Raw genomic sequence first — 25518 nt, 5'->3', positions numbered from 1 at the left:
CATAGATTATAATTTCAAATTAATGCCACTATATTATGTATGAAATACATGCATTAAAGCCTCAGCATTTCATACATACATTAATATCTCACTATTACATACGCAAGTTAAGGCCCATGCGATAAGTAGCGCCATGAATATCCCGTAAGTCTTGTTTTTCGCCAAATATATTTTCAACCCCTACATACATGGATGCATTATCATTCAACTGACGAGTCACCATAACGTTCCAAGTTTGAATATTTTTCTTCTTCGGAATGCTGAGACGTGGGTTAACAACGATAGCATCAATGCCATCAAGGTAGTTAATGTAATAATTACCCCAGAACGCACCAGTCCAACGACCTTGATGATAATTAACACCACCACTGAATACATGGCGACCACGATTTAACAAACGATCGTGAGTCACGTCATTTTTCGCATCCAAATATGTATAGTTGCCGAATACATCCCATTTATTATTGAGTCTATGATTTACAGATAATTCCACACCTTGCAATACAGCACGAGGTAAATTGGAATACGAAACATAAATTCGGCGATTTGCCATATCAATACGATTGGCACCACTTTCAATATAATTTTTAATAACATTGTGGAAATAGGACGCCTTAACATTTGTCCGTTTCCAATCTTTTTCTACGGAGAAATCAAAGTTATATGAGCTTTCAGGTTTCAAATTAGGATTACCTTGCAAATATATATCGAAAGCTCCTAATCGCCCTCTCGGCACATTAGATGCCATAAGCCAATGATGATACATTTCCGTCATACCAGGTGTGGAATAGCCTGCACCGTAATTCATTTTAAAACGGAGACTATCATTTGCTTTATAGGTAACACCAATCTTAGGCGACCAATGGCTATCAAATGCATTTGACGTATCGTAACGTACTGCAGGAATAATTACCCATTTACGACTAGGTTTCCATTGATGTTGTACAAAGTAACTACCGTAATTAATGGTTGCCTTACCTGCGGTATCTGTAATGCCTTCTCGAGTTCTTGACCATGCTATGGAGCCATTATTAATACGCGTACTAATCGCTTCTTGACGGCGGAATTGAACGCCATACGTCAAGAGATTCTTCTTATCAATTGCCGTGTTAACCTGTGCGTCTGTAATCCACTCTTTATTATAATATTCATCCCAAATGGATAGTTTTTTTATGCCACCCGTGCGCTTATATTGATCATAGGTGTCTTTGTAATGATTGTAGTAAGACTGCACCATAAGCGATGACCGGCCGCGACGGCCATTCCAACGAAGACCTGTGCTTGTAGTAGTCGTATTTTTATCAACCGATTGAGTCAATGCGCTACCCTTTTTCGTATTCATGTCCAAATCTTCAGTTTCTCGATCTATAAAGAAGGAAAATTTATCCCTTTTTCCCGCTTGATAAGATACGTCAAAATGAAGCGGTATTCGGTCACCATGATAGTTATTATCCGATCCAGAGTCATTATTTCCCGCTATATTCCTGCGAATACCGGCACCAATCGATCCGTTCCACTTTCCTTGTTGTCCACTACGAGCCAATACATTGAAGTTATATCCTGTTGCACTCGATGCATCACGCCGGGAAATTTCAGTATTAACCTCTACACTTGGCTTTCTGGATTGTTTTGTAATAATATTAATAACCCCACCGTTCGCTTCGGAACCATAAAGGGCACTCGACGGACCACGCGTTATTTCGATGCGCTCCACATTATCCATGCCTTGACGAAGCCAACCCATGGCATTAGCTCTCGTTTTCGTCAACTCTCCAGTAACACGTCGTCCATCAATAAGAATTAATGTATGACGAGATTCGGCACCACGCATTGTAATATTTTGTCCACCGTGAGCATCAGTGCTGAAAGCAACGCCTGGCACACTTTGTAAGGCTTGCTCTAAATTACGATATTGACGATCTTTAATTTCTTCTTGTGAAATAATCGTTGTCGCAATTGGCACATCCCGAACTAAAGCCTCCGTACGAGTAGCAGTAACCGTAATATCTTTCATGCGTCTCGACTGCTCATCACTCGCATTATTTTGAGATTCATTCATACTAACTACACTTGTAGAACTATTATTTTCTGCACCTACCACACCTGCAGCAGATGTTAGATACACAACACACAATAGTGCTGCCCATGATTTTTTCATCACACACCTCCAGAAAATATATTAGGGCTCTAATAGCATAAAACGATATCTAATCTCAATTATATATTCATTAAGAATAACTATCAATATTATTTTATGTTATCAAAGTAATATATATACATATAAAAAAACTAGTATCTATAAAGATACTAGTTTTTCATTATACTTATAAATTATAGTGAATTGTGATATCTGCATATTGCTGTGTACCTGTAGAATTTTCAGCGCCACCCACACTATAAGCATATTCCCTAGCATGTTCTGATAACATAGGGTCATCAGAGTTAAGAACTTCCACACTGGCAACACTGCCACCTGGGGCAAAATAAATTCTTAGTGTTACATCACCTTGAATTCCCATAGTGTATGCATCTGTAGGGTAATTACTATTAATTGCACTTTGTAAATTACTCCAATACCCATCATAACTAAATGTGCCGCCACCACCGACATCAACTTCAGTACCTCCGGTACCTTCACGATCGCTAAGCCCTTCTCCGCTACCTGTTGATGCATACCCGATCCCAGAACCTTCAGCTCCGACAAGTCCACTCCCCGTATTGCTACCAACAGAAGATTGTTTAACCGTTCCTATTTCACCAGCACTCGCTTGTTGACTAGACGGACTTACATCACTTTTTGTAGGAACAGCAGAGTTGCCATTTTGTCCTCCATGACCGGCTCCTCCGTTATCAAGTTGAACATTATTATTTTCCAATTCTTTTGAGTGTTGGATCTCATGAGCTTTTTCTTCTTTAATTTGCTCTTTAATTTCCTCTACTTGTTTCTCTGCTTCCTGTTCCGTTAGAAAATTAATTTGTAACGATCCAGTCATTTGAGATTCGATATAATCAGAAAAAGAAACAAAGGCAACACCAACCGTAATAATACTTATAACTGTAGCAATAACAAAGGCTTTTTTATAGGTCATATGTGGATATTTCCACACATCTACATATTTTTTCGCCATAGCATCACCTATTTATTAACAGTGGCAATACTAATACTTGCAGCGCCGGCTAATTTCATCTCATCCATTAATTCCACAACCTTGCCATAACTCAAATCCTTGTCAGCACGAATAAGGAAGTTTTGATTTTTATTCTCTCCAATTTTGGCTTTCACAGAGCTAATAAGCTGTTCTTTCGTCACATATCCATCATCAATCATCAGCTGTCCAGATTTTTCAAAATCAATTAAAACCGGGCGCAACTCTGCGGACTGTTGTGTTTTTGTTTTTGGTAGCATAATAGACAAGGATTGTTGTGGAATCGTATATATGGTGCTAATCATAAAAAATACGAGCAAGAAAAAGATGATATCAATCATAGGGATAATCATCAAAGTAGGCTTTTCTCCCTCCATACGGCTCATTCGTTTCATGCAGCATGCCCCCGATCATAAGAATCTAAGACACGAGAAAATGAATCTTCTAAACGAGATATTGTCATACGTACATGATGAGTAAACCCGGCATGAAAACACAATGCTACAATAGCCACGCAAAGACCAGAAGCAGTTGCGACAAGGGCTTCCCCCACACCACCGGTAATAGCAGTAGGTACTGCACCGTCAGCACCGAACACTTGAAAGGCACCGATCATCCCCGTTACAGTACCAAGCAAGCCTAATAATGGTGCTATCGTAACAATAGTAGAGAGCCAATCAAGGCCACGGGAAGCGTGCGTATAAACATGGGCCACCATATCCTCCATTTTGGATTGCAATACATTGCGATCCTGACACTGTCCAAGCACGCGAGGCAGATTATACGAAATATTAGCTGTATATTTAGATTCTAAGCTAATTAGTAAGGATTGCCAGTTTATTTCGCTCTCTTCTAATGCATCATTCAGAGCAAACATTTCCCGCTTCAATTGTCGATAATAAGCTATACGTTCTATCGCTATAGCTACGGTTATGATAAGTGCCACTAGTAGCGGCCACATAACAAATCCACCATGTAAGAATAATTCCCACGCCTCTTTCATCGTAAACCTCCTTTATAAGTAGCTTAATTCTATATACTAATTTCCTACACTAACAAACTGATTGCAAACAGACTATTCTATTATAAATTGATAAATAAAATCACTTAATAAGTCTATCATATCATACTACATTTTCCAATCTTATATGTATAACAAGCACTTTATAGAACATTATAATCTGTGAATCTGAAATAATTTTGAATTTATATCTCAATTAATGCACAAAAAAAGCGACCAGGATTTCTCCATGATCGCTTTTATACTACCTTTAGATTATATTTGTACCTTTCTAGACTACATCATAGAAGCAGTACTATTGCAATTCAGTAGTTTGTGTCTTTACTTCACGAGCCGTAGTAAATGCTGCTAATTCTGCATCACCAGCGCCAAGAATTACTTTATTAGCTACTAACGCATTAGCCGCTGTTTTAGCATCTTGTAAAGTAATTCCAGCACGAGGAGCACTAATTGTGACTGATGTGCTTTTACCACCGACCGTAGAAAATGTAAGATATACAACGCGTTTTTCCGCCATGTGGGCGCCTCCTTTCACGTTTCATAAACAAGTTCATCGAATCTAGATAGGCTGTAAACATGTTAGATTACAAATATACGTATCTTCGATTCATATCAATAAGGATGGGAATGTGTGGACTTGCTATTTCTACACCTCTTTACGACTATCTGAGAATGTACGAATCTAGCAATAAAATGTGTTTGGATCACCTAAAACAAGAATGAATAGGAACTCTACCCTTAATGCCCTAAGGATACTTCATTGACGCGGACCACGTCGGACAAGCTGTGGTCATACAAGGCTGCCAGCGCATTACCAACGGTTTTCACATTATCGTCAGACGCTTCTTCCGCAACACGAGTATAGGTTACGTCTTTGTACTTCGGCGCATCTTCGGTACCGATGTTAAAACGCAACACCAATTTAGTGCGTTTAATATTGGCCATCGTATCACCTCCTTTCACCCTCTTATATTCCTGAGGCCCTCATTCGACAACCCTCTTACCGTTATTTAAGGTACTTATGGTGAAAGTAGCTGAACTCTGACTGTAATACTATAAATTGAAATAGAAAAAGACCTCTACCTAATGTTATCTAGAAGTTTATCAATCTAGATAACACCGGTAAAGGTCTATAAAGTGCTCTTACTACGAGTACTATCCATATACATATTATTCGGTTTTCAAAGCCAACATAAAGTCATATGCTTTAACAGCGGCTTCAGTGTCCACAAAATGTAGAGGATTTAACATACGACAGAATTTAAAAAGATACTCATGTTTACGTAAAATTTCTTTTATATGTAGCACTGTCTCACGGGCTGTACAAGCTGAGCTATAGCCATTCATCATAGCATATAGATACGAAATGGATAAATTATCCTCCCGAAGGAAGCTGTGAACGAAGACGAGTAAATCCCAGCCTTGCGGTGTTAACTCAGGCCAACGACGGCTATTCTCCCAATCGAGCAATGTGATCTTATCTAGTTCAGGCTCATAGGTAATGTCGCGCATGGCAGGACGGCCATGACTCAAGCCATAATCATGCAACTGACCTAATGTCTTGCCAAACATATAAAAAATATGACTTAACATATCCTGCAAACTATCATCCTCTGGATGTTGAGCGGGCAATTGGCTATAATATGTTAACGTTTTACCACAAGCTTCTGTAACAAAATAATGTTCTCTAAAACCAGCAATAACAGGAGCTACTGGCAATTGCGTATTCACAAAAGAAATCTTGTAAAACTCATAATCAAAAGAAGCTCTAGGTGCGGGCTTAATCCAACTAGAGCGATGGTTACTTATATCCTGTTTTACAAAGTACTGTTTGTTGTTAAAATCCACAGAAAAAACACGATGTTCTGTCTCTTGATCAATCATTCGATCGATATATTCTAATAGCATATCATTCATTATTTTCCCCCCGTATATACACTCTATAATGCTAATCACCCTCTCAAAGCATAATAACCAGTATTTCCAATATAATATCTCCCAAATTTATATTGTATAGTCTAGTATATATAGCATTATAATAATTTATGAATTACAACATATTAGCTATTACTCATATAAGTGTATACAATTTGTGTACTTATTATACTACAATTATCAATCGATATCAAAATCAAATTTATTTATAAAGTTAGTATTTTACTGTATTTATTTTACATTTATCGGTTTATATATATTTCACGATTAATATTTCAGTACACTTAAATCCAAATCTATTACCATTAACATTACTGGAGCTCTATTTATAAAAAAGAAAAATCCCCTAGCCTAAGCTAGGGGATTCTTCTGGTAATTATGATAATAGGTTTAGATTCAGACTACTATATAGACCAACTCTGATCATGTCTAAATCAAACGAATTAACCTACAAATTTTGTCACTGCCGCAGTATCAGTTAAGTGACGTTTAGGCATACCCATTTCAGCAGGAGAAATGCCAAGAGCAAGACCTACTAATTGGGACATGTGCAAGATTGGCATATCTTTGCCACCGCCAACAACTTCTTTAGCTTCTTTTTGGAACATATCAAGTTGCATTTGGCAAAGTGGGCAAGGAGTAACTACGCAATCTGCACCTTCTGTTGCCGCATCTTTATTGATAGAGCCAGTCATTTGCATTACGGAATCATGCGCAGGGTATACAGCATGGAAACCGCAGCAATCAAGTTTACGGGAGAAGTCGATTGGTGTAGCACCGATAGCAGAGATCAAATCTGCTAAGGATGTAGGCATTTGATAATCTTCGAAGCCCAATTCAGTTTGAGGGCGAAGAATATGGCAGCCATAGTATTCAGCTACACGTAAACCAGTTAACGGTTTAACAACTTTAGCTTTCAATTTGTCCAAACCGTAGTCGCGGATCAATACCCATAAGAAATGAGTAATATCAGTTGTACCGCGGTATTGTTTACCGATTTGAGCTAATTTTTTGTTAACTTCGTTCTTTTCTTTTTCGTTTGCATCAAGTTCATTTTTAGCTTCACGAAGCATCAAAGTACAAGTATTACATACAGTTAAAAGGTTTAAACCCTTTTCTTCTGCTAATGCAATGTTACGTGCATTTGTAGCGAGTGTAACTTCTGGAGCGATATCTTGAACGTGGGAAGCGCCGCAGCAAGTCCAGCCGTCAAGTTCTTCCAACTCAATACCTAATTTTTTAGCTACAGCAACTGTTGCTAAGTAATCTTCTTTGGCAGCGCTTTCAAGAACGCAACCTGGGAAAAATGCGTATTTCATTATTTGCTTACCTCCTCAGCTGCTTTCATAAGTCTGCGAACACCATCAATACCGTTTACAGGTTTTTGAGGTACTACAAGTTCAAATGGGTTGATTTTGCTGTGTTTCCACAAACGCAATGCATAGAATGCTTGTTTAGCGGAATCTACAACACCATCAGATTTCAAGCTCATAGAAACTTCTTTCAAGCGACCAGTTTTGTAAAGGTCCTCTTTGAAAGCAACTGCATGGCGAACGCCTTTGCTGTTAGTAAGACCAGCTTTTGTAGCTTCTTTACGCAAGTTGGAAATGTCTTGAGCAGGTTTTAAGTGTTTAGGGCAACGGGAGATACAGTTCATGCAGTGAACGCATTTCCAAAGGCCATTGTCGAATGCAGGTTGAATGTGAGCCATAGGTGCATCATCACGGCTATCCAATACGAAACGGTTAGCTTTTGTGAATACATATGGTTCCAAGAAGTCGTCTTCGCGAGCAGTCAATTTGTTACATTCAGACGCACAGCAACCGCAAAGGATACATTCTGTACCAGCAACGAATTTTTTGAAGTCAGCTGGAGTTTGGCGAACGATTTTGTCCCCTTCGTTGAATTCAGCTTTAAGGAAAATCCAAGGAGCAACTGTTTTCAAACGATCAACTTTGGATTCCCAATCAACAACTAGGTCACGGATAACACGGAAGTTGCCGATTGGAGCGATTGTCAATTCGTCTGTGCCATAACGTTCTGTTAATTCATCGATTTTAGATTCACAGCCGAGCATCGCTTCGCCATTTACACGAATGGAGCAAGCGCCGCAAACTGCGGAACGGCAAGCTGCCAAGAATGTCAATGTTGGATCTTGAGTATCTTTAATTTTTTGAAGGCCCCAGAGGATTGTACGGTCAGGTTCGTAATCGAATTTGAAAGTCTGTACAAACGCGCGACCTTGTTGGTAACGGTGAATATGGTAGGTGATTTGTCTCATCTTAGTACTTCCTTTCTTGTGGTTCGTATTTAGTGAACACTACGTCGCGTTCTGTTAATTCGTATTGACCGTCAGCACCTAATTTGATCAAGGAATGTTTTAAGTATCTTTCATCATTACGTTTAGGATGGTCTTCACGAATATGAGCACCACGAGATTCACGGCGGTGTAAAGCGCCCATAGCAATAGCTTTTGCTACTGTTAACATGGAGCCAATTTCACAATAGTTTACGAATGCCATGTTGTAAGTACGTTCAGGGTCACCTACATAACAAGTTTTATAATCTTCAATCAATTGTTCGATTTCTTTTAATGCTTCAGTAATACCTTCTTCATTACGGAAGATACCTACTTTATTCCACATTGCATCAGCCAATGCATCGCGGATTTCTACAACCGGACGACCGCCTTCACGAGTTGTTACTTCAGTGAATTTAGCTTCCCAAGCTTTTGCAGCTGCAGCAAGTTCCGCATCTACGTTAGGTTGTTCATGTGTTTCAGCATAATCAGCTGCGCCAGCACCGGATACTTTACCGAATACTACGCCATCTGCCAAGGAGTTACCACCCAAACGGTTAGCACCGTGGATGGAGATACAGGATGCTTCGCCAGAAGCGAACAAACCAGGCAATTCACATGCACAAGTTTTGTAATCCACTACGTCGATACCGCCCATTGTATAGTGACATGTTGGACGAATAGGTACCGGTTGAGTCAATGGATCGCAATGTTCGAAAGTCATAGCCAAGTCACGAATACCATGAAGTTTTTCGATGATAACTTCAGGACCTAAGTGACGAAGGTCAGCTACTACGTATGCGTTAAGACCGGAACCGAAACCACGACCTGCAGCGATTTCATCTTCGATCGCTTTCGCTACAACGTCACGGGATGCCAATTCCATTTTGTTAGGCGCATATTTTTTCATGAAACGTTCGCCTTCAGAATTAAGAAGATAACCACCTTCACCACGAACCGCTTCAGACATCAAGATACCAGTACGACCAAGACCTGTTGGATGGAATTGGATCATTTCCATATCTTTTAAGCCATTACCAGCGCGGAATGCTGCTGCCATGCCATCACCTGTGGAAAGGAATGGGTTTGTAGTACGAGTCCAGAAAATACGACCTGCACCACCAGTAGACAAGATAATTGCTTTTGCTTTAATTTGCTCTACTTTACCTTCTTTCATGTTCCACACAACTGCGCCACCAACGTGACCATTTGCGTCTTTAACAAGATCTAAAAGATACCATTCTTGTAAGAAGTGTACGCCTTCTTTCAAGCATTGTTCGTAAGTTGTGTGCAAAATAACGTGACCAGTTTTATCCGCAGAGTAGCAAGTACGTGGATAGGATTGACCACCAAAGTTACGTTGCGCAATTTTATTCTCTTCAGTACGGGAGAATGGAGCACCCATGTGGTCCATTTCAAGTACGCCTTCTGGACAACGAGAGCAGAAGAATTCGATTGCATCTTGGTCGCCAAGATAGTCAGAACCTTTTACAGTATCGAAAGTATGAGTTTCAACTGTATCTTCAGCTGCAACGTTGTTCAAACATGCATTTACACCGCCTTGCGCCATTGCTGTTGCAGAGCGAGTTGGGAAAATTTTAGTAATAAGAGCTACTTTTAAGCCTTTGCGACGACCTACTTCAAGAGCCGCACGCATGCCGGCGCCACCGCTACCTACTACTAGAACATCAAACTGTTCCATAATGACCTCCTCATAACTACCTATTAATAAGAAACCTGTTAGACTATCTCATTTCAAAAACTTATAAAAATTTTTGATAACCTAATCATTTTTCTTTCAAGAAAAACCCCATACTTATGCGATTTTTCTTATTTCTTTACCTATAATTATAGAGAGCATTTCAGGTCATGTCTAAACCCTATTATGCATAATTAATTTTGATTAATCTAATTGATAATTTATTTCACTTAGCATTTTTAAGGTAAAAAGAGGAGTCAAAAAATTACCTATATGAATAATTTTTACAAGAAGTTAAGGATTTTACGAAAGTAGTTCGGTTCCGAAATTTTTCTATGTTTTTATTTCCTTTGGTATCTATAGAATTCGCATAAACACTAGCTTTTTAATTGTCGCTAACCGTTCATAATAATTAATATCCATTAAATTCCTACTAAATTTACCTCGAATTTAATCATCGAAAATTATCGTATTTCTCCGTTCATAACAAGCATTTATTTCTGTGATAATAATTATCATAAGTTTTTTTAGTGATTTATCGCACATCATCTAAAATCGATAAAATCACCCTCATCTATGCGCATACGGCAATCTTCGATATAGTTAGATTTTATTCATTAGCAGAATTCATTAAGTTTCAGTCTTTCACCATTTTTAAGGCTTTCAAAAATGAAGAAAAGTCTTGTAAACTCGCATGTACATTCATCTTTTGCTCATTACTATTGTATAAGGTATGATAATAGATAAATAAGTTATATAATATTATATATATAGTCACCTTATATGGTGTTGTGGCTTTCAAAAAAGAAAGTTTATATATATATAATGACTATAATTAATGTAGTTGGAGAGCTATATTTTTAAATCATACATAAGGAGAACAGAGAATGAAAATTTTACTTGTAGAAGACGAAGAAATGCTGAATGGTATCACGGCTAAATATTTACGTGCAGAAAATATGACAGTTGATACATGCTTCAATGGGCAACAAGCGATCGATTACGTTAACACATCTAGCTATGACGTTATCGTAATGGATATTATGATGCCAATCCTTGATGGTATCAGTGCTCTTGCACAAATGCGTAACGACGGTAATACAACACCTGTATTGCTTTTAACAGCAAAGGATTCCTTACAAGATAAAGTTACAGGCCTTAACACTGGTGCAGATGATTATCTTGTAAAGCCTTTCGATCTTGAAGAGTTAACCGCTCGTATTTATGCATTGGCTCGTCGTAATGCGCGTCATGCACAAAACGATATCCATGTAGGTCCACTTACCATCAATGTTCCTCAACGTACTGTTAAACGCGACGGCGAAACAATTACATTGACTGCAAAAGAATTCGACCTATTATTCTATTTAGCAAGTAACGAAAATATCGTATTATCTCGTCAACAAATCCTTGACCATGTTTGGGAATACGATTATGAAAGCTACTCTAACCTTATCGACGTATACATTAAAGATTTGCGCAAGAAAATTGATACTGATGAGAATGTAAAACTCATTCAAACGGTTCGTGGAGTAGGGTATGTCCTCAAAACAGAAAACTAATGATCCTCACCGAGATCTAGATACCATGTCCGGGGCAGCCACCGATTTATTTAATCGGCTGCCCCTAACCTTTAAAATTATGTCGTGGTATACCATCTTTTTGCTTATCATTTTGATGGTTGCATCCGCATGGATTTACGCATATACACATGAATCCGATAACAAAGAAGTGCGCGAGCGTTTACAGCAGCAAGCGATGATTATGGCTACGGATATCCGCAAGTTTAAACCGTACCAAGATAATACATTCTTCTTTGTATCAACTCAAGACGGCTATATTATTAAAGGCGCCTTGCCAGATGGGTTTCCAAACCAAACAATCCTTTCCTTAGGCCAAGTTGGTGAAATTGCTGCTGGTGATGATACCTTCTACTACTACGATACACCGGTTAACGAACCAAACTATCGTGGTATTTTGCGTGCTGTTACAAAAGTAAAAACGGCCTCTAAAAAGACGGAAAACCTTTTATACAGCTTACTGTTAGGGAATATCATTTTCTTACTAATTTCCTCCCTAGGCGGTTATCTTTTCATCAAAAAAGGACTTAAACCGGTCCGAACTTTGACAAAAACAGCTAAAGTCATCGGTAAAAACAACGACTTGAGCCGTCGTATCGACATTCCTGCTCGCACAGCGAGAGATGAAATCTACGAACTGACCACAACATTTAACCGTATGATTTCAGGTCTTGAGGATTCTTCCAATCGTGAAAGACAGTTTAGTTCTGATGTATCTCACGAGCTACGTACACCAATTGCCGTTATTAAAGCAGAAAGTGAATTTGCTTTAAAATACGGTCGTACGGAAGCAGATTTACGGGAAGGTTTAACACATATCTTAGAGCAAGCTAAGTTCATGACTAACCTCGTAAGCCAACTGCTTGATGTAGCCCGCCTTGAAAATGCACAAGGTCTAAGCTTTGCACCTGTCAATGTATCATTGATATTATCCAATATGGTCCACGACTATACAAGACTTTGTACAGAAAATACAGATAAACAGATTACGATTACATCTCATATTGAGCCTAATTTACATATGAATGCTCACGAAGTATCATTACGTCGAGCTATCACAAACCTAGTGGACAATGCCATTAAGTTTACAAACTCTACTATTGATATTTCGGCTAAACTCGTAGGCAGAGACTTAGTCATTACCGTAACAGATAATGGTATTGGCATCGAACCTGAAGCTCTGGATCATATTTGGGATCGTATGTATCAGACGGAACAATCGCGAAACAAAAAATCTAATCACGGTATAGGTTTAGGCCTCTACTTTGTAAATAAAGTTATTAACTTACACCATGGTACAGTAACGGCCACGAGTGAACCACAAGTAAAAACTACATTTACAGTGCGATTGCCGTACAACACAACTGAAGAATAACACAAAAGGGACTGACCATTTGGTCAGTCCCTTTTCTATATTGATTTTAATCTTAAAAGCCCATAATGTAGAATTAATTAAACCATAATAAACTAGCATATAGAAGCTTTTTCTATATACTAGTTTTATGTATTTAGTTTTAAAGCAACTTATTATAGATAATTAACTTTAGCCTACAAATTGTTGCCAGAACGGCATATATACATATTCGAGAAATGTCCACACGAGTAGTCCCGCTACAGCACCAACGACGGCACCATTAATACGAATCCAACTGAGATCATCCTCCACCTTAGATTCGATAAAGTAAATAAATTTATCTGTACTAAGGCCGCCTAATACTTGACGTATGATAGTTTCAATGAGGTCATACCCTTGTTCAAGGACGTAATCCCCAATATCGTGTAAGGTTTTTTCAATACGATTTCTAAGATCGTCCGATTGACCGTATACATTCCATAATTCAAGAGCAATATTAACTAAAACCTGAGCCGGAGTTTCTCCGTTTTCATCCCCTACGAGCAATAGTTCTTCTATATAAGGGCATAAATGGTTTTCAATAACAGATTCCCAATCTTGTTCGCGAATCCAACGTTCCCACGCTTCATCAAGAGCATCGCAGACTTCATGGTTCTCTTCAATATTACGAATTGGTTCTACCCATTGTCGCAACCAAGCAGTTCGTTCGGGGCTATTGGGTCGCTTCCAGCTTTCCAGCATCGCATAGGCCTCTTGGACAATAGCCTCTGCCATTTCTTGATAGTTTACTACATCGGTAGCTTCGGACATAGAAATAAGGAAATCAGACCAGAACCCTTTTCGCTTTTTCTTATGTGCCTCTTCTGCTACGACAGCGGTAAGCCAGGTAACCATAGCTGGATGATTAATCCGTTCTTGAATCACGTTTAAAACTTGTACTACCATGCTTTCATAGCGATTATGCTCACATAAATCGAGTAATACATGTTTCAAAACGGGTACGAGAGAATGTTGTTGAAGCAATCCACGAATGCGTTTTGCCCCCCATTGTGCCCATTCTTCATTAGTTTGAGATTTCCATAAAAGGTGTAGTCCTTGATGAATCACAAGGCGTGCTGCTCGCTGTCCCTCAGGAGACAACAAGAACTTTTCAAACAATGGCACAAATTGCACATTTTTCAATAATACTTTACAACGCTCCTTGGTAAGCATCTTCGTCTCTACAAGTTTAATAACGCCATTAATGAGACGATCTTTATTGCGAGGAATTAGCGCTGTATGATATGGGAAACCTAGTGGCTTACGGAATAATGCTGTTACAGCAAACCAGTCAGCCACACTACCGATGAGGGCAGATTGGACAGCCCAGTACAACGGTTGATACCAACTTTCATAGCCAAAGAAAAATTGTCCTACAAAAGCAAAACAATACAATACGGCAGTCAAGCCTAAAATGCGATTAGCACGCTGTTTCAAGGTAAGGGATTTCAAATAACTAATCATTTGAGCACCCCCTCTACAATGATGGTCAAACCGTATAAGATGCCCCCAAGGACAGCCCCTATGAGGGAACCATTAATACGCACCATTTGAAGGTCATAGTACATTTTGCCACGAACAATTTGAGTGATTTCATCAGGCGAGTAACGAGATAACTCCTGACCTACCACACTGTCGATGAGGGGGTTCAATTTCTGCAACCACGGAATACTACGCAACAAGAAGAACCGCTCAAACGGCGCCTGCTTATCTGGATTCAACAAAATTTCGGTGCCGAGAACATTAAAGCGCTCCATAACGATGTCCATGAGGCGTTTCCAATCCAATGTATCCCCATCGATAAGTTTGCCTTCCCATTCTTCAAGAACCATTCTAATCCACTGATTTTTATGTTCTTCGATGAAAGCTTGCCACTCTGTATTAGTTTCCAAATTATTAAAAAAGCGAATTGCTTGGCCCCATACATAGCGTCCCAATGCAGAGTCAATAGATTCATTTTCCTTCAAGAATTGAACGGCTTTTTTCTGTACCGTTTCTACCAATCGTTCTGGTGAAAGTCCATCTCCACCAAAGGCGATAGCCAATTCGCGAAAGAAAGAATCCTTTGTATAAGTTTTCATAATGTCTAGCATGACGCGATACAAATACGGATATACTTGATTTGATGCGATAACACGCTGACATGTGCGGTTAAAATAAAGCCAAAACACGCTTGCTGTGTGACGTTCTAGCATACAACGGCCAAAGAGAATAACGAGGGGTGTTGCTTTCCAGTTTGTAACCCCCTTATAAATGGCCTTATTAATCTCTTGGCGCATCGGTTCAATATCCATATGAGATAAAACTTGATTGCCCACACCGTACAAGAGATTTCGAATTTGAACTTGTCCCACATCGCTCATGCCGTATTCAACGATACGGACCATAACGCGTTCTTTTTTGATAGCATAATACATCTGTGGCACGCGCAACAGCTCTTCGCTGAGCATAGTGCGGCCTATTTGAATTAATCGTTCCTTACTGCGCGGCAAGATTGCCGTTTTGAAAGGAATGCCTAAAGGCTTCGTAAAGAGAGCCGTTACTGCATACCAGTCCGCAAGGCCGCCTATCATAGCTGCCCCAGAGATATGCATGATAAAGGCCCAAAATATATCATGTCGCTGCGGATATGAAATTAAAAATATAATAGCCATGACAACCAACAGGGTGGTTGCCACTGGTTTGGTTTTCATCATCACTTGATCCTAACTTACTCAATTACGCATATAGACTGTTCCTATATAACGTAGTGACCTCGAGGTCTACGGACTTTCACACTTATATCTACAATCTAAAATGTAGCCTCATCGCCATCTTTTTGAGGTTCCCAAATCGGCACCTCCCCAAAGAGAGCTTTAAAGTACACAGACGGTGTCCATAATGGACCATTCAAATGCATTGGAATAAAGGCTTTATTCACCTGTACACGGCGCAAAAATTCAATACTACCCCACTCCATAGCGTCTTCCAAACGATTGTCGACAGGGAACATCGCTACATCTACGGACAAACCATCTAATTCCTTGAACTCACGCCAAGCCATACGCTTTGCATCCGCATTGTTTTCTGGCGTATCGCCAAGCCAATGCCACCAATTAAGGTCGCCTGCATGGAAGATAGAGTCAGAGTCGATATTCGCCGTATTTGTCTTTACGTAAAAAGAACCGCCTTCATCGGTGCTGCCATACATATGGATGCCTACATCATCTAATATCGCATCTTGGCCAGGACGCATGGTAATACATTTTTTTACCTTGCCCTCTAACGGCACATCTTGATGACAAATATAGCGCGTTTGAGGACCATCAAACTCCGTAATGGATGGGTTAAAGTGATCTCCATGAGTGTGGCTCACGAAGAACCAAAGTTCACGACCTCGTTTAGCCAACTGCCAAACAATATTATTAGGATCCTTATAATAATCAAACACATAGCAACGCTTACCATCCTCTACGAGGAATCCGCTATGCGCTAAAAAAGTAACATGTAACATTATTATCAATACCTCTAATTTATTGAGAATTTATATCATTCGTGTTTTTTATTATACCATATTTTTCTTAATACATGGCATAAACAAAAGACCTTTCATACTTCGTACAAAGAACTCTATATAACACATGTAACGGATTATGAATACCTATATAAGATTATCATGATATGTATAGAGGACTTTTAACTCCTTCTTAAATCTATATAGTGCCACATATGTTTAATCGTAATAGGGCAGAAATGCCGCTGGCATTTCTTACATGCGGCCAGCGGCTTTCATATAGTCGATATATTGGTTGCCCCAATTTTCAAGGGATGCGAGAACTGTTTTAAAACCGGCCCCCACTTCGGTAAGACTATATTCAACCTTAGGTGGAATTGTACCATATACTTCACGATGTACAAGGCCATCATCCTCCATTTGACGCAACGCTCTTGTAAGAGTTGCTTGCGTGATTGGATATAATCTTCGCTCTAGTTCACGGAACCGCACAGGACCTTCAGATAATTCATGCATGATCAACAAAGACCATTTGCCGGCTAATAACTTTTGACTCGTTGCAAAAGGACAGCGGCCCACTAAATCATGAACATTTACGAGTTGCTCTGCCATTGTAATTCTCCTTATATATCTAACTTAAGTAGCTTGTTATAACAAAATTAATATCTATAGCTATGCTACTCTTTATCGCTATACTACAATTTCTATTTCGGTATTAGAAATATTTCCACTTAATGTAGTTCAAATCTTATCATAATTTTTTAGAATTGCAAGCACTTTATAGTATCTTTTTTTAGGGTACAAAAATTTTTGAAAAAATTTTAATCAGTAAACATCACAATTCTATCATTTTTGATAGTACCTATCTCAAATAATTCTACTATTCAAAATATTTGCACCAATATATAATAAACTGACTAACTAAATACAATTATCGGTTGGTAAATCAATAACTATTAGATTTAGTCATCAACATTTATAGCTAAACAATTGTATCAATTTTACAACATTAAACAGATTACACATTATCAATTGAAGGATTAGGTGATATTATGAAACGCATGCCAACATTATTCGTAGGCCATGGCAGTCCCATGATGGCCTTAGAACATACAGAAACAACAACTACTTTCAAAAATGTAGGACAAAATATAATCAACAACTATGGCAAACCAAAAGCCATACTTGCCATCTCCGCTCATTGGTATGCAGATGGCACTTACATTCAAAGCACAGAGAATCCAAAACAAATTTACGATATGTATGGCTTTCCTCAGGAGCTTTACGAGGTTGTCTATCCTGCAAAAGGAGACAGCAATTTAACGAAAGAAGTACAAAAATTACTGGGTAACTTCGTTTCTATAAATGATACTTGGGGCATCGACCACGGCATGTGGACCGTATTAGTTCACATGTTCCCTGATGCATCAATTCCAGTTGTCCAACTATCTATCAACAAACACCTAAGCCCAAAAGAAGCCTATCAACTAGGCGTAAAGCTTCAGTCATTACGCGATGAAGGCTATCTTATCATGGGCAGCGGTAATATCGTTCATAATCTAAGACGCATAGAATGGGATAGTCCATCCGGAACCTCTGCCACAATTGAGTTTGACCAATACATTTCTAAGGCAGTCTTAGAAAATGATATAAATGCTATTGTTAATTACACTCGACATCCTCAAGCAAGCTACGCAGCACCTACACCAGATCACTATCTGCCATTAATCTATATTATGGGTGCTAGTGAAAGTGCAAAACCGACTGTATTTAATCAAACCTATAGTTTGGGTTCCCTATCAATGACAGGATTTATCTTTGAGGATGAGCCTCAAAACATATTTTAAGCCCATAATGATACAAAAAATCTCCTAGGAAATTTATTTCCTATTCACATAAAACCTTACATTACTATGTATAAACAAAAATAAATATATATATATATATATGTATTTATTTATTTATTTACGCAAAAGAACCGCTAGTTACAAAAACTAGCGGTTCTTTTCTTTACCATATTAATGACTCTACTAAACGAGTTTTTTAATGAAAGCTTCCATTTCCATCGGTTTTACAACAGGCTCAAAGCGCCCTACCACATTACCTTTACGATCTATAACAAACTTAGTGAAGTTCCACTTTACCTCATCATCTCTTAAATAATTAGGATCGATGCCATTGAGATAATTTGTAAGCATTTCGGTTTTATCACTAGGTGGGAAGCCTTGGAACGGTTGTTCTCGTATCATGTATTTAAAAAGGTCTAATGCACTTTCATCGCGTACATCTGCTTTCCCCATAACTGTAAAAGTGACACCGTAATTCAATTTGCAGAAGGATTGGATTTCGTTATTAGAACCAGGTTCTTCCTCTCCAAATTGATTGGAAGGAACCGCAATAATTTCTAATCCTTGCTCTTTATATTGCTTATAAAGAGCCTCTAGTCCCTCATATTGGTGAGTAAACCCACATTTACTCGCCGTATTAACAATGATAAGAACTTTGCCTTCAAATGTTTGTAATGATTGTAATTCACCAGACTTAGTAGGCAGGGAAAATTGATATACAGACATGGAATCTCCTAATTTAAATTAAAAATCTCTATTATATTTATAACGCACATCATAATCAAAGGCAGCTGTTCTATCAGCCGCAGTTTTCTGCCATTCTGTAGGTGCCGTACCATCCTTATCAAGGAAGAATCCCGAGTCAAGATAGCGAATAATAATATAGTTGGAATCCTTTTGATCAAACCCATTACCGCGGGAGAAGTCGATACCATGACCAGTATTGCGCGTTACGATAGCTTCCAACAAAGGCAACGTAATGGCATTCAACGTAATTTTCATATCACATTTGTCGAAAATCTTTTTAAAGAAAGAACTAGGTTTTTCTTCTTTATATACTAATAGTTTACTAATTGTACCATTAGATGCACATACTACGCGACGAATTTCATTAATAGGAATATCTACCTTACCATTCGAGATAACACCGTTTTTAATGGTAATTTCTCGTTTCCCCATATAGGAGTAATCTAGTGGCAATTGAAGGGTGTCTAAATTTGTAGGGAAGTCCGCTGTCAATTTATGGCGAGCAAAGGCAGCAATGATTGCTTTGGTTTCACGAATATTATGACCAGTATTATAATCTGTACGGTCAGTATCTAAATCTTGACCTTCTATATTTTTCCAATTATGGTCTCTAAATATAATCGAATAGTTACTATTTGAATTTAAATATCTTGTAAGATGAAGCTCATTTACATCATCAAAATCAATGTCAGTTATAACTTGTCCATTCGAATCTTTACAGAGTACACCATTGTAACTAACCGTCAATATACGATCCGTACTTTCAAAAACAACAGGATTTGTGTCGAATACAGAAATCATAGCCCTCTCCTTTTCACGACTTCAAACATAACTACACCTGTATATATCAAGTGCATTTACTCAATATATTGATTAAAGATATTAATCAAATATAGTTAACTTAATCATACACCTTCTATATGAATTTACGCAAATGATGTATTTCCCCCATACTATAGCTACAAACTCATGATTCTCAAGATAACAAAAGACACCAACCATTCGATTGGTGTCTTTACTACATACAAGGAGCCATTTTGTAATAGCTTCTTGTCATTATACAGATGATATTATAATCTATTTCATGTCAAACAAAACAGAATTTTCTAAGAAAATATGTTCATGCAGGCCTTCTTCTAAGGCTTTCATGGTCTTAAATACATAGACATAAGTAGCACAGCCATCTGCTGGTGCTGTGTACTGGTTGGTCAATGCACTTAAGGATTCCAAAAGTACACCTGCAGCTTCGTGTTCAGCCCGAAGTTCATCAAAGTCTATTGGTTTACCCGATTTAAACTCAGGAAAGTCTACATGTTCTTCATGCCGGAAATGAGGTACAAGAGCGGATTTGAGTTGCAAAAAGGTTTGATAAATCTTTGTCAATTCCTCACCATGATGGTCATAATGTACATTTAGTAGTTTTGCCAGTCCTTGGTCAATTTCATCAATCATATTCAATTGTTCTCGATGATAGGTATGAACGATGTAGTCAATCAATTGGTCTTTAGAATAACTAAGCACCTCTGCACGAGAAGATTTCTGAGCAACTTGTACATCATTTAACATAGCAATGTATGCATCCACATCTTTACCTATTTCTGCAATAGCCTCCGCTAAAGGATGTCCACCACCACAGCAAAAATCAATTCCATCTTTTGCTAATACATCCATTAACTCTGGATTTACTTTAACCGCATCAGCTACGGTCATGGATTTATTAATAGTTTCAAAACTCATAAGATACACCTCCAATGGTTTACGCCGATCTATATTCTTATAGTTATACTATACGATCAACCATGGATTCTGTCTGTCGCAGTGGCTACGAATTTGAAAGTAACATGACAACAATGGTAATGCTGTAGAAAATAACATAAAGTAATGAATATAAAAATACATAGATATATATTGAACATACAAAAAGCTGGCCCCATAGAGCCAGCTTTCAGCATATCAAAATATATATGACATATGTTTATATATAATTGTGTGAGTAACTATTAGATGCTTTCAATAGCAGCGATAGCGGCAACGTCTACAACGTCTTGAGCGGAGCAACCACGGGAAAGGTCATGAACTGGTTTAGCCAAACCTTGAATCAATGGGCCAAGAGCATCAGCGCCGGAGAAGCGTTGTACCAATTTGTAACCAATGTTAGCAGCTTGAAGATCAGGGAAAATCAAGATATTAGCTTTACCAGCTACGTTGGAGCCAGGAGCTTTCTTTTCTGCTACAGAAGGAACGATGGAAGCGTCCAATTGTAATTCGCCGTCGAATTTGAAGTCAACGTTGCGTTCTTTCAAGATGTTAACAGCTTCAACCACTTTATCTACTTCAGGAGTGGAAGCAGAACCTTTTGTGGAGAAGGACAACATGGATACGCGAGGATCAGCCATGCCAACAACTTTGCGAGCTTTTTCTACAGTGGATTCTGCAATATCAGCCAATTGTTCGCTAGTTGGGTTAGGCAATACGCCGCAATCGGAGAATACAAGCATACCGTCGTCGCCATATTCTTTTTTGCTTGTGAACATGAACATGGAAGAAGATACAGTTTTAAGACCTGGTTTAGTACCTACAACTTGTAATGCAGCGCGCAATACGTTTGCAGTTGGGCAAGCAGAGCCAGCAACCATGCCGTCTACTGCACCAAGACGAACAAGCATAGCACCGAAGAACAAGCAATCACCTTTCATAGTTGCATCAGCCTTTTCAGGAGTCATACCTTTTTTAGCGCGCAATTCTACGAATGTATCAACCATTTCTTGGTAACGATCGTAGTTAGCAGGATCGATGATTTCAGCACCTTCAATGGATACACCAACAGCTTTAGCCGCTTCAGCGATTTCAGCAGGGCTACCAACGAGTACAGGTGTTACGAAACCTTCTTTCAAAATAATTTCAGTTGCTTTCAATACGCGTTCATCTTTGTATTCTGGCAACACGATTTTTTTACCTAATGGTTTTACTTGGTCTTTTAATTTTTGAATTAAATCCACGATTTTTGCCTCCTTAACATTGGCTTTACGCCATATCAATACTATTATTATAGCAAATTCAACCTATTGGTAAAAGTAAAAATTATTTCTTAACATATCATTCCTAGTATTATACTCTTTTTGTGAAAGTTGGAACTCATTCCAACTTTTCTCAATTTTAACTATCAACTTGGATTTCATTCCAACTTTTTATCATTTTTAATGTAAAGTTGGATTAGATTTCTAGTGTTTTAATTTAAAAATTTAAAACACAACTTCTCAATTAATTTTTATTTACGAACTACATACCAATAATTGAACTCTTTACACATACACGCTACAATAATAGAAATAAAATACGGATAGCAAAATGCCAATTTATATTCCTTATACACCCATTTAGGAGGGCTTATGGCAAATACTGAGACAACAATCAACGCCGTTATAAATCCAGAAATTAACGAAACGCCTATAGACATAGAGAAAACGATTAAAGCCTTGGAGCGAAATAAATTTGTAGTTCATTATTTTGAAACAGGCGCAGAAGCTATTTCCTATTTAAAAGGTCGTATTCAAAATAAACGTGTAGCCATCGGTGATTCTCACACCTTATTGGAGCTCAAGGTTCATGATGTCTTAGCCCAGGTCAACGATGATATAACAGATATTCAACGTCCGCTTCCCGGTGAAAGTTTCCGCGACACCGCATTGCGTACCATGGGGCGTGATGTATTCCTTACCTCTGTAAACGCTCTTGCTCAAACGGGAGAGATGGTTAATATTGATGGTACGGGTAATCGTGTTGCAGCCTCTTTATTCGGCTCTCAAGAGGTATTCTTTGTGCTAGGCATCAACAAAATCACGCCAGATTTAGCTTCCGCCATCTATCGCGCACGCAATGTAGCCGCTCCACTCAACAGTAAAAAGAATAAAAAGAGCTCTCTCAATCCATGTGCTACATTAGAAGAAAAATGCTATGACTGTGGCTCTCCTGACCGCATATGTAACGCATTAACCATTTACTATAAAAAGATGCGCAATATGCAAACCATGGAAGTCATCATCATTAATGAATCTTTAGGCTTCTAATAGCTTGAGGTCCATTCAAAAAATCTTGTACACTCATTTCTCCGAGTCCGTATACAACCCGATAAATTGTAGACCACCTCGGATCGATAGAACCACTTTCAAGATCACTAATATAAGATTGGGCTAGACCAGATTTATCTGCTAATTGATACTGGGTCATTCCCAATTGTCTGCGCCAAAGTAAAATCAATACGCCAAGTTTATGAATTTCTTGTCGAACTTGTAAGTCTTGACAACATACGATAGGATTCATGCCAACCTCTATCTACTTTCTCCCTCAACACATACTTATGCCTTTACTATACGGCTAGGCTCAGTCAGTGCCTAGTAGTAGTTGAAATGCAATAACACAAAAGCCTTAACAAAAACTAATGTCTAAATCAGTTTAGTTAAGGCTTTTTACTATGTAGATTACGTTGCGTAGGATTTCATCATTTCGTGGAATTTTAGTATATATAAAAATTATTATCATTAAAAATACAGTGAATAAATTAAAAAATACAGGTATTATCTATATATTACCATTTCTATACAGCATTCATACATTATGCATACACTTGATTTATAAAATCACCTAGTTCTATTAATACTACAAGAAGACTATACGATGTATAGTAAATACGCAATATTGTTAACATACATTGAGAAATAATAAGTCTATTAACAATACAAAAGGACTATACGGTTCAACTGTATAGTCCTTTCTATGTATTTATATAAGATTATTGAGTAATGCTTTCTTGTGCTTTTTTGATTTCCATGTATTTAACCATGCCATCAACAGCTTTTTTAGCTTCACGCATCGCTAATACTACAGTAGCTGGTTTATGTACAACGTCACCGCCTGCAAATACGCCTTTACGGTTAGTCATGCCATAAGGATCTTCAGATGTAATAATATAACCTTTTTCATCTACTTTTAAGTTATTACCTTCACCTACAAGACGAGCATTTGGTTTATGACCTGCGGCGATAATGATTTTATCAACAGGCATTACTTGGAAGTTACCAGTGCCGTGGATACCTGCACCATCTTCGTTAAGTGCCATCACTTCGTATTTGAAGCCTTCTACCTTATCTGTACCTTCTACGCCTACTGGAGAAGCGAACCATTGGAATTGAACGCCTTCAGCACGAGCTTCTTCGTATTCAGACAACAAGGCTGGCATTTGTTCTTGACTACGACGATATGCTACAGTTACCGCTTCGCAGCCTAAACGGACGCATGTACGAGCCGCATCCATCGCTACGTTGCCACCACCGATGATGATAACACGATCGCCTTTTTTAACAGGGATTTGAGCTTCATCAAGCTCGCCATTTTCTACCAATTGTACATTCGTCAACAAGTACATCGCTTGGAATACACCATGCACTTCATCGTTTTCCATGCGCACTTCTTGAGGAATATGTGTACCAGTACCGATAAAAATAGAGTCAAAACCTTCAGCAAAAAGATCATCCAAAGTTTTATCTTGACCAATAAATGTATTACATACGAATTTAACACCTAAACCTTCAAGACGAGCGATTTCACGACGTACAACGGCTTTGGACAAGCGGAATTCTGGAATACCGAATAAGAGTACGCCACCTGGTTCAGATTGGCCTTCAAATACAGTTACCTCATAACCGAGTTTAGCCACATCACCAGCTACGGACAAACCTGCAGGCCCAGAACCTACTACAGCTACCTTACCGAGATCTTGTTTGATTTTCTTAGGCTTGCGAAGTTCATTGATGCTTTCAAAGTCAGCCGCGAAGCGTTCCAATTTACCAATGTTAATAGGCGGTTTTTTCGCCTTATTCATGATACAGTTGCCTTCGCATTGATTTTCTCGTGGGCATACGCGACCGCAGATAGACGGTAAATTTGTTCGTTCCGCCAAGATATCATTAGCTTCACCAAAATTACCACGTGCGATAGCTTGGATGAAACGAGGTATTTCGTTTTCAATAGGACAGCCCATACGGCACAAAGGCTTTGGACAATTTAAACAACGTTTTGCCTCTGCGAGCGCTTCCTCCATCGTATAATCCGCATCAAAATGTAGTGGTTTTAATTCGTTACTCATGGCACATGCCTCCTAACAAGGATCCAGTACTATACTTACAGCGTTGCATGCACCTAAGCATTCCGATGAGCCCTCTCACATAGGGACGCCGCCACATGCTGCTAACATTTATCTTTTGTAACCATTTGATAGACGTGTGGTCACTGGTCAGACTCACACTATTCTATAGTATATTCTAAATTGTGAAAGTCCCAACAGTCAAGCAATTATCACACC

General features: G+C 38.5%; 24 protein-coding genes. 4 read left to right on the top strand and 20 right to left on the bottom strand.

Annotated elements, in window-relative coordinates:
- Nucleotides 1-94: 94 nt before the first annotated feature.
- The 10 genes from HMPREF0873_RS04915 to HMPREF0873_RS04870 all read right to left on the bottom strand — a co-directional run bounded on the left by HMPREF0873_RS04915 (nucleotide 95) and on the right by HMPREF0873_RS04870 (nucleotide 10103).
- Nucleotides 95-2158, bottom strand: coding sequence for a TonB-dependent siderophore receptor (locus HMPREF0873_RS04915; RefSeq protein ID WP_008714763.1), 2064 nt, complete (start codon nucleotides 2156-2158; stop codon nucleotides 95-97).
- 166 nt (nucleotides 2159-2324) lie between these two features.
- A complete protein-coding gene (locus HMPREF0873_RS04910) occupies nucleotides 2325-3128 on the bottom strand; it encodes a TonB family protein (protein WP_008714762.1) in 804 nt (267 codons plus the stop codon).
- Between the two features lie 8 nt (nucleotides 3129-3136).
- A complete protein-coding gene (locus HMPREF0873_RS04905) occupies nucleotides 3137-3541 on the bottom strand; it encodes a biopolymer transporter ExbD (protein WP_008714760.1) in 405 nt (134 codons plus the stop codon).
- A complete protein-coding gene (locus HMPREF0873_RS04900; RefSeq protein WP_008714758.1) occupies nucleotides 3538-4149 on the bottom strand; it encodes a MotA/TolQ/ExbB proton channel family protein in 612 nt (203 codons plus the stop codon). Before HMPREF0873_RS04900 ends, HMPREF0873_RS04905 begins: the two co-directional genes overlap by 4 nt.
- A 313-nt stretch (nucleotides 4150-4462) precedes the next feature.
- Nucleotides 4463-4684 (bottom strand): DUF2922 domain-containing protein, encoded by a 222-nt coding sequence (locus HMPREF0873_RS04895; protein WP_004694662.1) that lies wholly within the window; start codon nucleotides 4682-4684, stop codon nucleotides 4463-4465.
- Between the two features lie 221 nt (nucleotides 4685-4905).
- Nucleotides 4906-5112: a DUF1659 domain-containing protein gene (locus HMPREF0873_RS04890; protein WP_009352393.1), complete on the bottom strand. Its 207-nt coding sequence runs from the start codon at nucleotides 5110-5112 to the stop codon at nucleotides 4906-4908.
- 225 nt (nucleotides 5113-5337) lie between these two features.
- Complete coding sequence (locus tag HMPREF0873_RS04885) at nucleotides 5338-6084, bottom strand: hypothetical protein (protein ID WP_008714755.1); 747 nt, start codon at nucleotides 6082-6084, stop codon at nucleotides 5338-5340.
- Between the two features lie 461 nt (nucleotides 6085-6545).
- Entirely contained in the window at nucleotides 6546-7421 is an 876-nt protein-coding gene (locus HMPREF0873_RS04880) for a CoB--CoM heterodisulfide reductase iron-sulfur subunit B family protein (protein ID WP_004698224.1), read from the bottom strand.
- Entirely contained in the window at nucleotides 7421-8383 is a 963-nt protein-coding gene (locus HMPREF0873_RS04875; protein WP_008714753.1) for a succinate dehydrogenase/fumarate reductase iron-sulfur subunit, read from the bottom strand. The genes HMPREF0873_RS04880 and HMPREF0873_RS04875 overlap by 1 nt, the downstream gene beginning before the upstream one ends.
- Nucleotide 8384: 1 nt before the next feature.
- A complete protein-coding gene (locus tag HMPREF0873_RS04870) occupies nucleotides 8385-10103 on the bottom strand; it encodes an FAD-binding protein (RefSeq protein ID WP_008714751.1) in 1719 nt (572 codons plus the stop codon).
- An 884-nt stretch (nucleotides 10104-10987) separates the two neighbouring features.
- Here HMPREF0873_RS04870 and HMPREF0873_RS04865 point away from each other — a divergent pair.
- Both HMPREF0873_RS04865 and HMPREF0873_RS04860 read left to right on the top strand, forming a co-directional pair.
- Nucleotides 10988-11662, top strand: a complete 675-nt coding sequence (locus HMPREF0873_RS04865; RefSeq protein ID WP_004698139.1) for a response regulator transcription factor — start codon at nucleotides 10988-10990, stop codon at nucleotides 11660-11662.
- Nucleotides 11640-13055 carry a HAMP domain-containing sensor histidine kinase gene (locus tag HMPREF0873_RS04860; RefSeq protein WP_038125663.1) on the top strand — a complete coding sequence of 472 codons (1416 nt, stop codon included), beginning with the start codon at nucleotides 11640-11642 and terminating at the stop codon, nucleotides 13053-13055. The genes HMPREF0873_RS04865 and HMPREF0873_RS04860 overlap by 23 nt, the downstream gene beginning before the upstream one ends.
- A 168-nt stretch (nucleotides 13056-13223) precedes the next feature.
- On the opposite strand, the gene HMPREF0873_RS04855 is transcribed toward HMPREF0873_RS04860, so the two are convergent.
- From HMPREF0873_RS04855 to HMPREF0873_RS04840, 4 genes are all read right to left on the bottom strand, one after another.
- Nucleotides 13224-14537, bottom strand: coding sequence for a DUF445 domain-containing protein (locus HMPREF0873_RS04855; protein ID WP_008714748.1), 1314 nt, complete (start codon nucleotides 14535-14537; stop codon nucleotides 13224-13226).
- Entirely contained in the window at nucleotides 14534-15769 is a 1236-nt protein-coding gene (locus tag HMPREF0873_RS04850) for a DUF445 family protein (RefSeq protein WP_038125662.1), read from the bottom strand. The genes HMPREF0873_RS04855 and HMPREF0873_RS04850 overlap by 4 nt, the downstream gene beginning before the upstream one ends.
- A 95-nt stretch (nucleotides 15770-15864) precedes the next feature.
- A complete protein-coding gene (locus tag HMPREF0873_RS04845) occupies nucleotides 15865-16566 on the bottom strand; it encodes an MBL fold metallo-hydrolase (protein ID WP_038125661.1) in 702 nt (233 codons plus the stop codon).
- Nucleotides 16567-16821: 255 nt separating this feature from the next.
- On the bottom strand, nucleotides 16822-17178 hold the full coding sequence (locus tag HMPREF0873_RS04840) for a helix-turn-helix domain-containing protein (RefSeq protein WP_008714741.1): 357 nt from the start codon (nucleotides 17176-17178) through the stop codon (nucleotides 16822-16824).
- Between the two features lie 440 nt (nucleotides 17179-17618).
- Here HMPREF0873_RS04840 and ygiD point away from each other — a divergent pair, with 440 nt between their 5' ends.
- Complete coding sequence (gene ygiD / locus HMPREF0873_RS04835) at nucleotides 17619-18413, top strand: 4,5-DOPA dioxygenase extradiol (RefSeq protein ID WP_008714740.1); 795 nt, start codon at nucleotides 17619-17621, stop codon at nucleotides 18411-18413.
- 183 nt (nucleotides 18414-18596) lie between these two features.
- On the opposite strand, the gene HMPREF0873_RS04830 is transcribed toward ygiD, so the two are convergent.
- From HMPREF0873_RS04830 to pta, 4 genes are all read right to left on the bottom strand, one after another.
- Entirely contained in the window at nucleotides 18597-19139 is a 543-nt protein-coding gene (locus HMPREF0873_RS04830) for a glutathione peroxidase (RefSeq protein ID WP_008714738.1), read from the bottom strand.
- Between the two features lie 18 nt (nucleotides 19140-19157).
- The gene (locus HMPREF0873_RS04825) at nucleotides 19158-19961 is read right to left on the bottom strand and encodes a hypothetical protein (RefSeq protein ID WP_008714736.1); all 804 of its coding nucleotides are present in this window, start codon (nucleotides 19959-19961) and stop codon (nucleotides 19158-19160) included.
- Between the two features lie 276 nt (nucleotides 19962-20237).
- The gene (locus HMPREF0873_RS04820; RefSeq protein ID WP_038125660.1) at nucleotides 20238-20897 is read right to left on the bottom strand and encodes a DUF542 domain-containing protein; all 660 of its coding nucleotides are present in this window, start codon (nucleotides 20895-20897) and stop codon (nucleotides 20238-20240) included.
- 263 nt (nucleotides 20898-21160) lie between these two features.
- Nucleotides 21161-22159, bottom strand: coding sequence for a phosphate acetyltransferase (pta, locus tag HMPREF0873_RS04815; RefSeq protein WP_008714731.1), 999 nt, complete (start codon nucleotides 22157-22159; stop codon nucleotides 21161-21163).
- 390 nt (nucleotides 22160-22549) lie between these two features.
- Between pta and HMPREF0873_RS04810 the strand changes: the two genes are divergently transcribed.
- Nucleotides 22550-23227: a lactate utilization protein gene (locus tag HMPREF0873_RS04810; protein WP_008714729.1), complete on the top strand. Its 678-nt coding sequence runs from the start codon at nucleotides 22550-22552 to the stop codon at nucleotides 23225-23227.
- Here the strand turns inward: HMPREF0873_RS04810 and HMPREF0873_RS04805 are convergent.
- A complete protein-coding gene (locus HMPREF0873_RS04805) occupies nucleotides 23205-23480 on the bottom strand; it encodes a helix-turn-helix domain-containing protein (protein WP_004698196.1) in 276 nt (91 codons plus the stop codon). The genes HMPREF0873_RS04810 and HMPREF0873_RS04805 overlap by 23 nt on opposite strands.
- Before the next feature lie 469 nt (nucleotides 23481-23949).
- A complete protein-coding gene (locus tag HMPREF0873_RS04800) occupies nucleotides 23950-25302 on the bottom strand; it encodes an NAD(P)-dependent oxidoreductase (RefSeq protein ID WP_008714727.1) in 1353 nt (450 codons plus the stop codon).
- Between the last annotated feature and the right edge of the window lie 216 nt (nucleotides 25303-25518).

Origin of the sequence: Veillonella sp. 3_1_44 (genome assembly GCF_000163715.1) — a bacterium.
Classification (GTDB): Bacteria; Bacillota; Negativicutes; order Veillonellales; family Veillonellaceae; genus Veillonella; species Veillonella parvula_A.
This window is presented reverse-complemented; position numbering and strand designations above follow the sequence as displayed.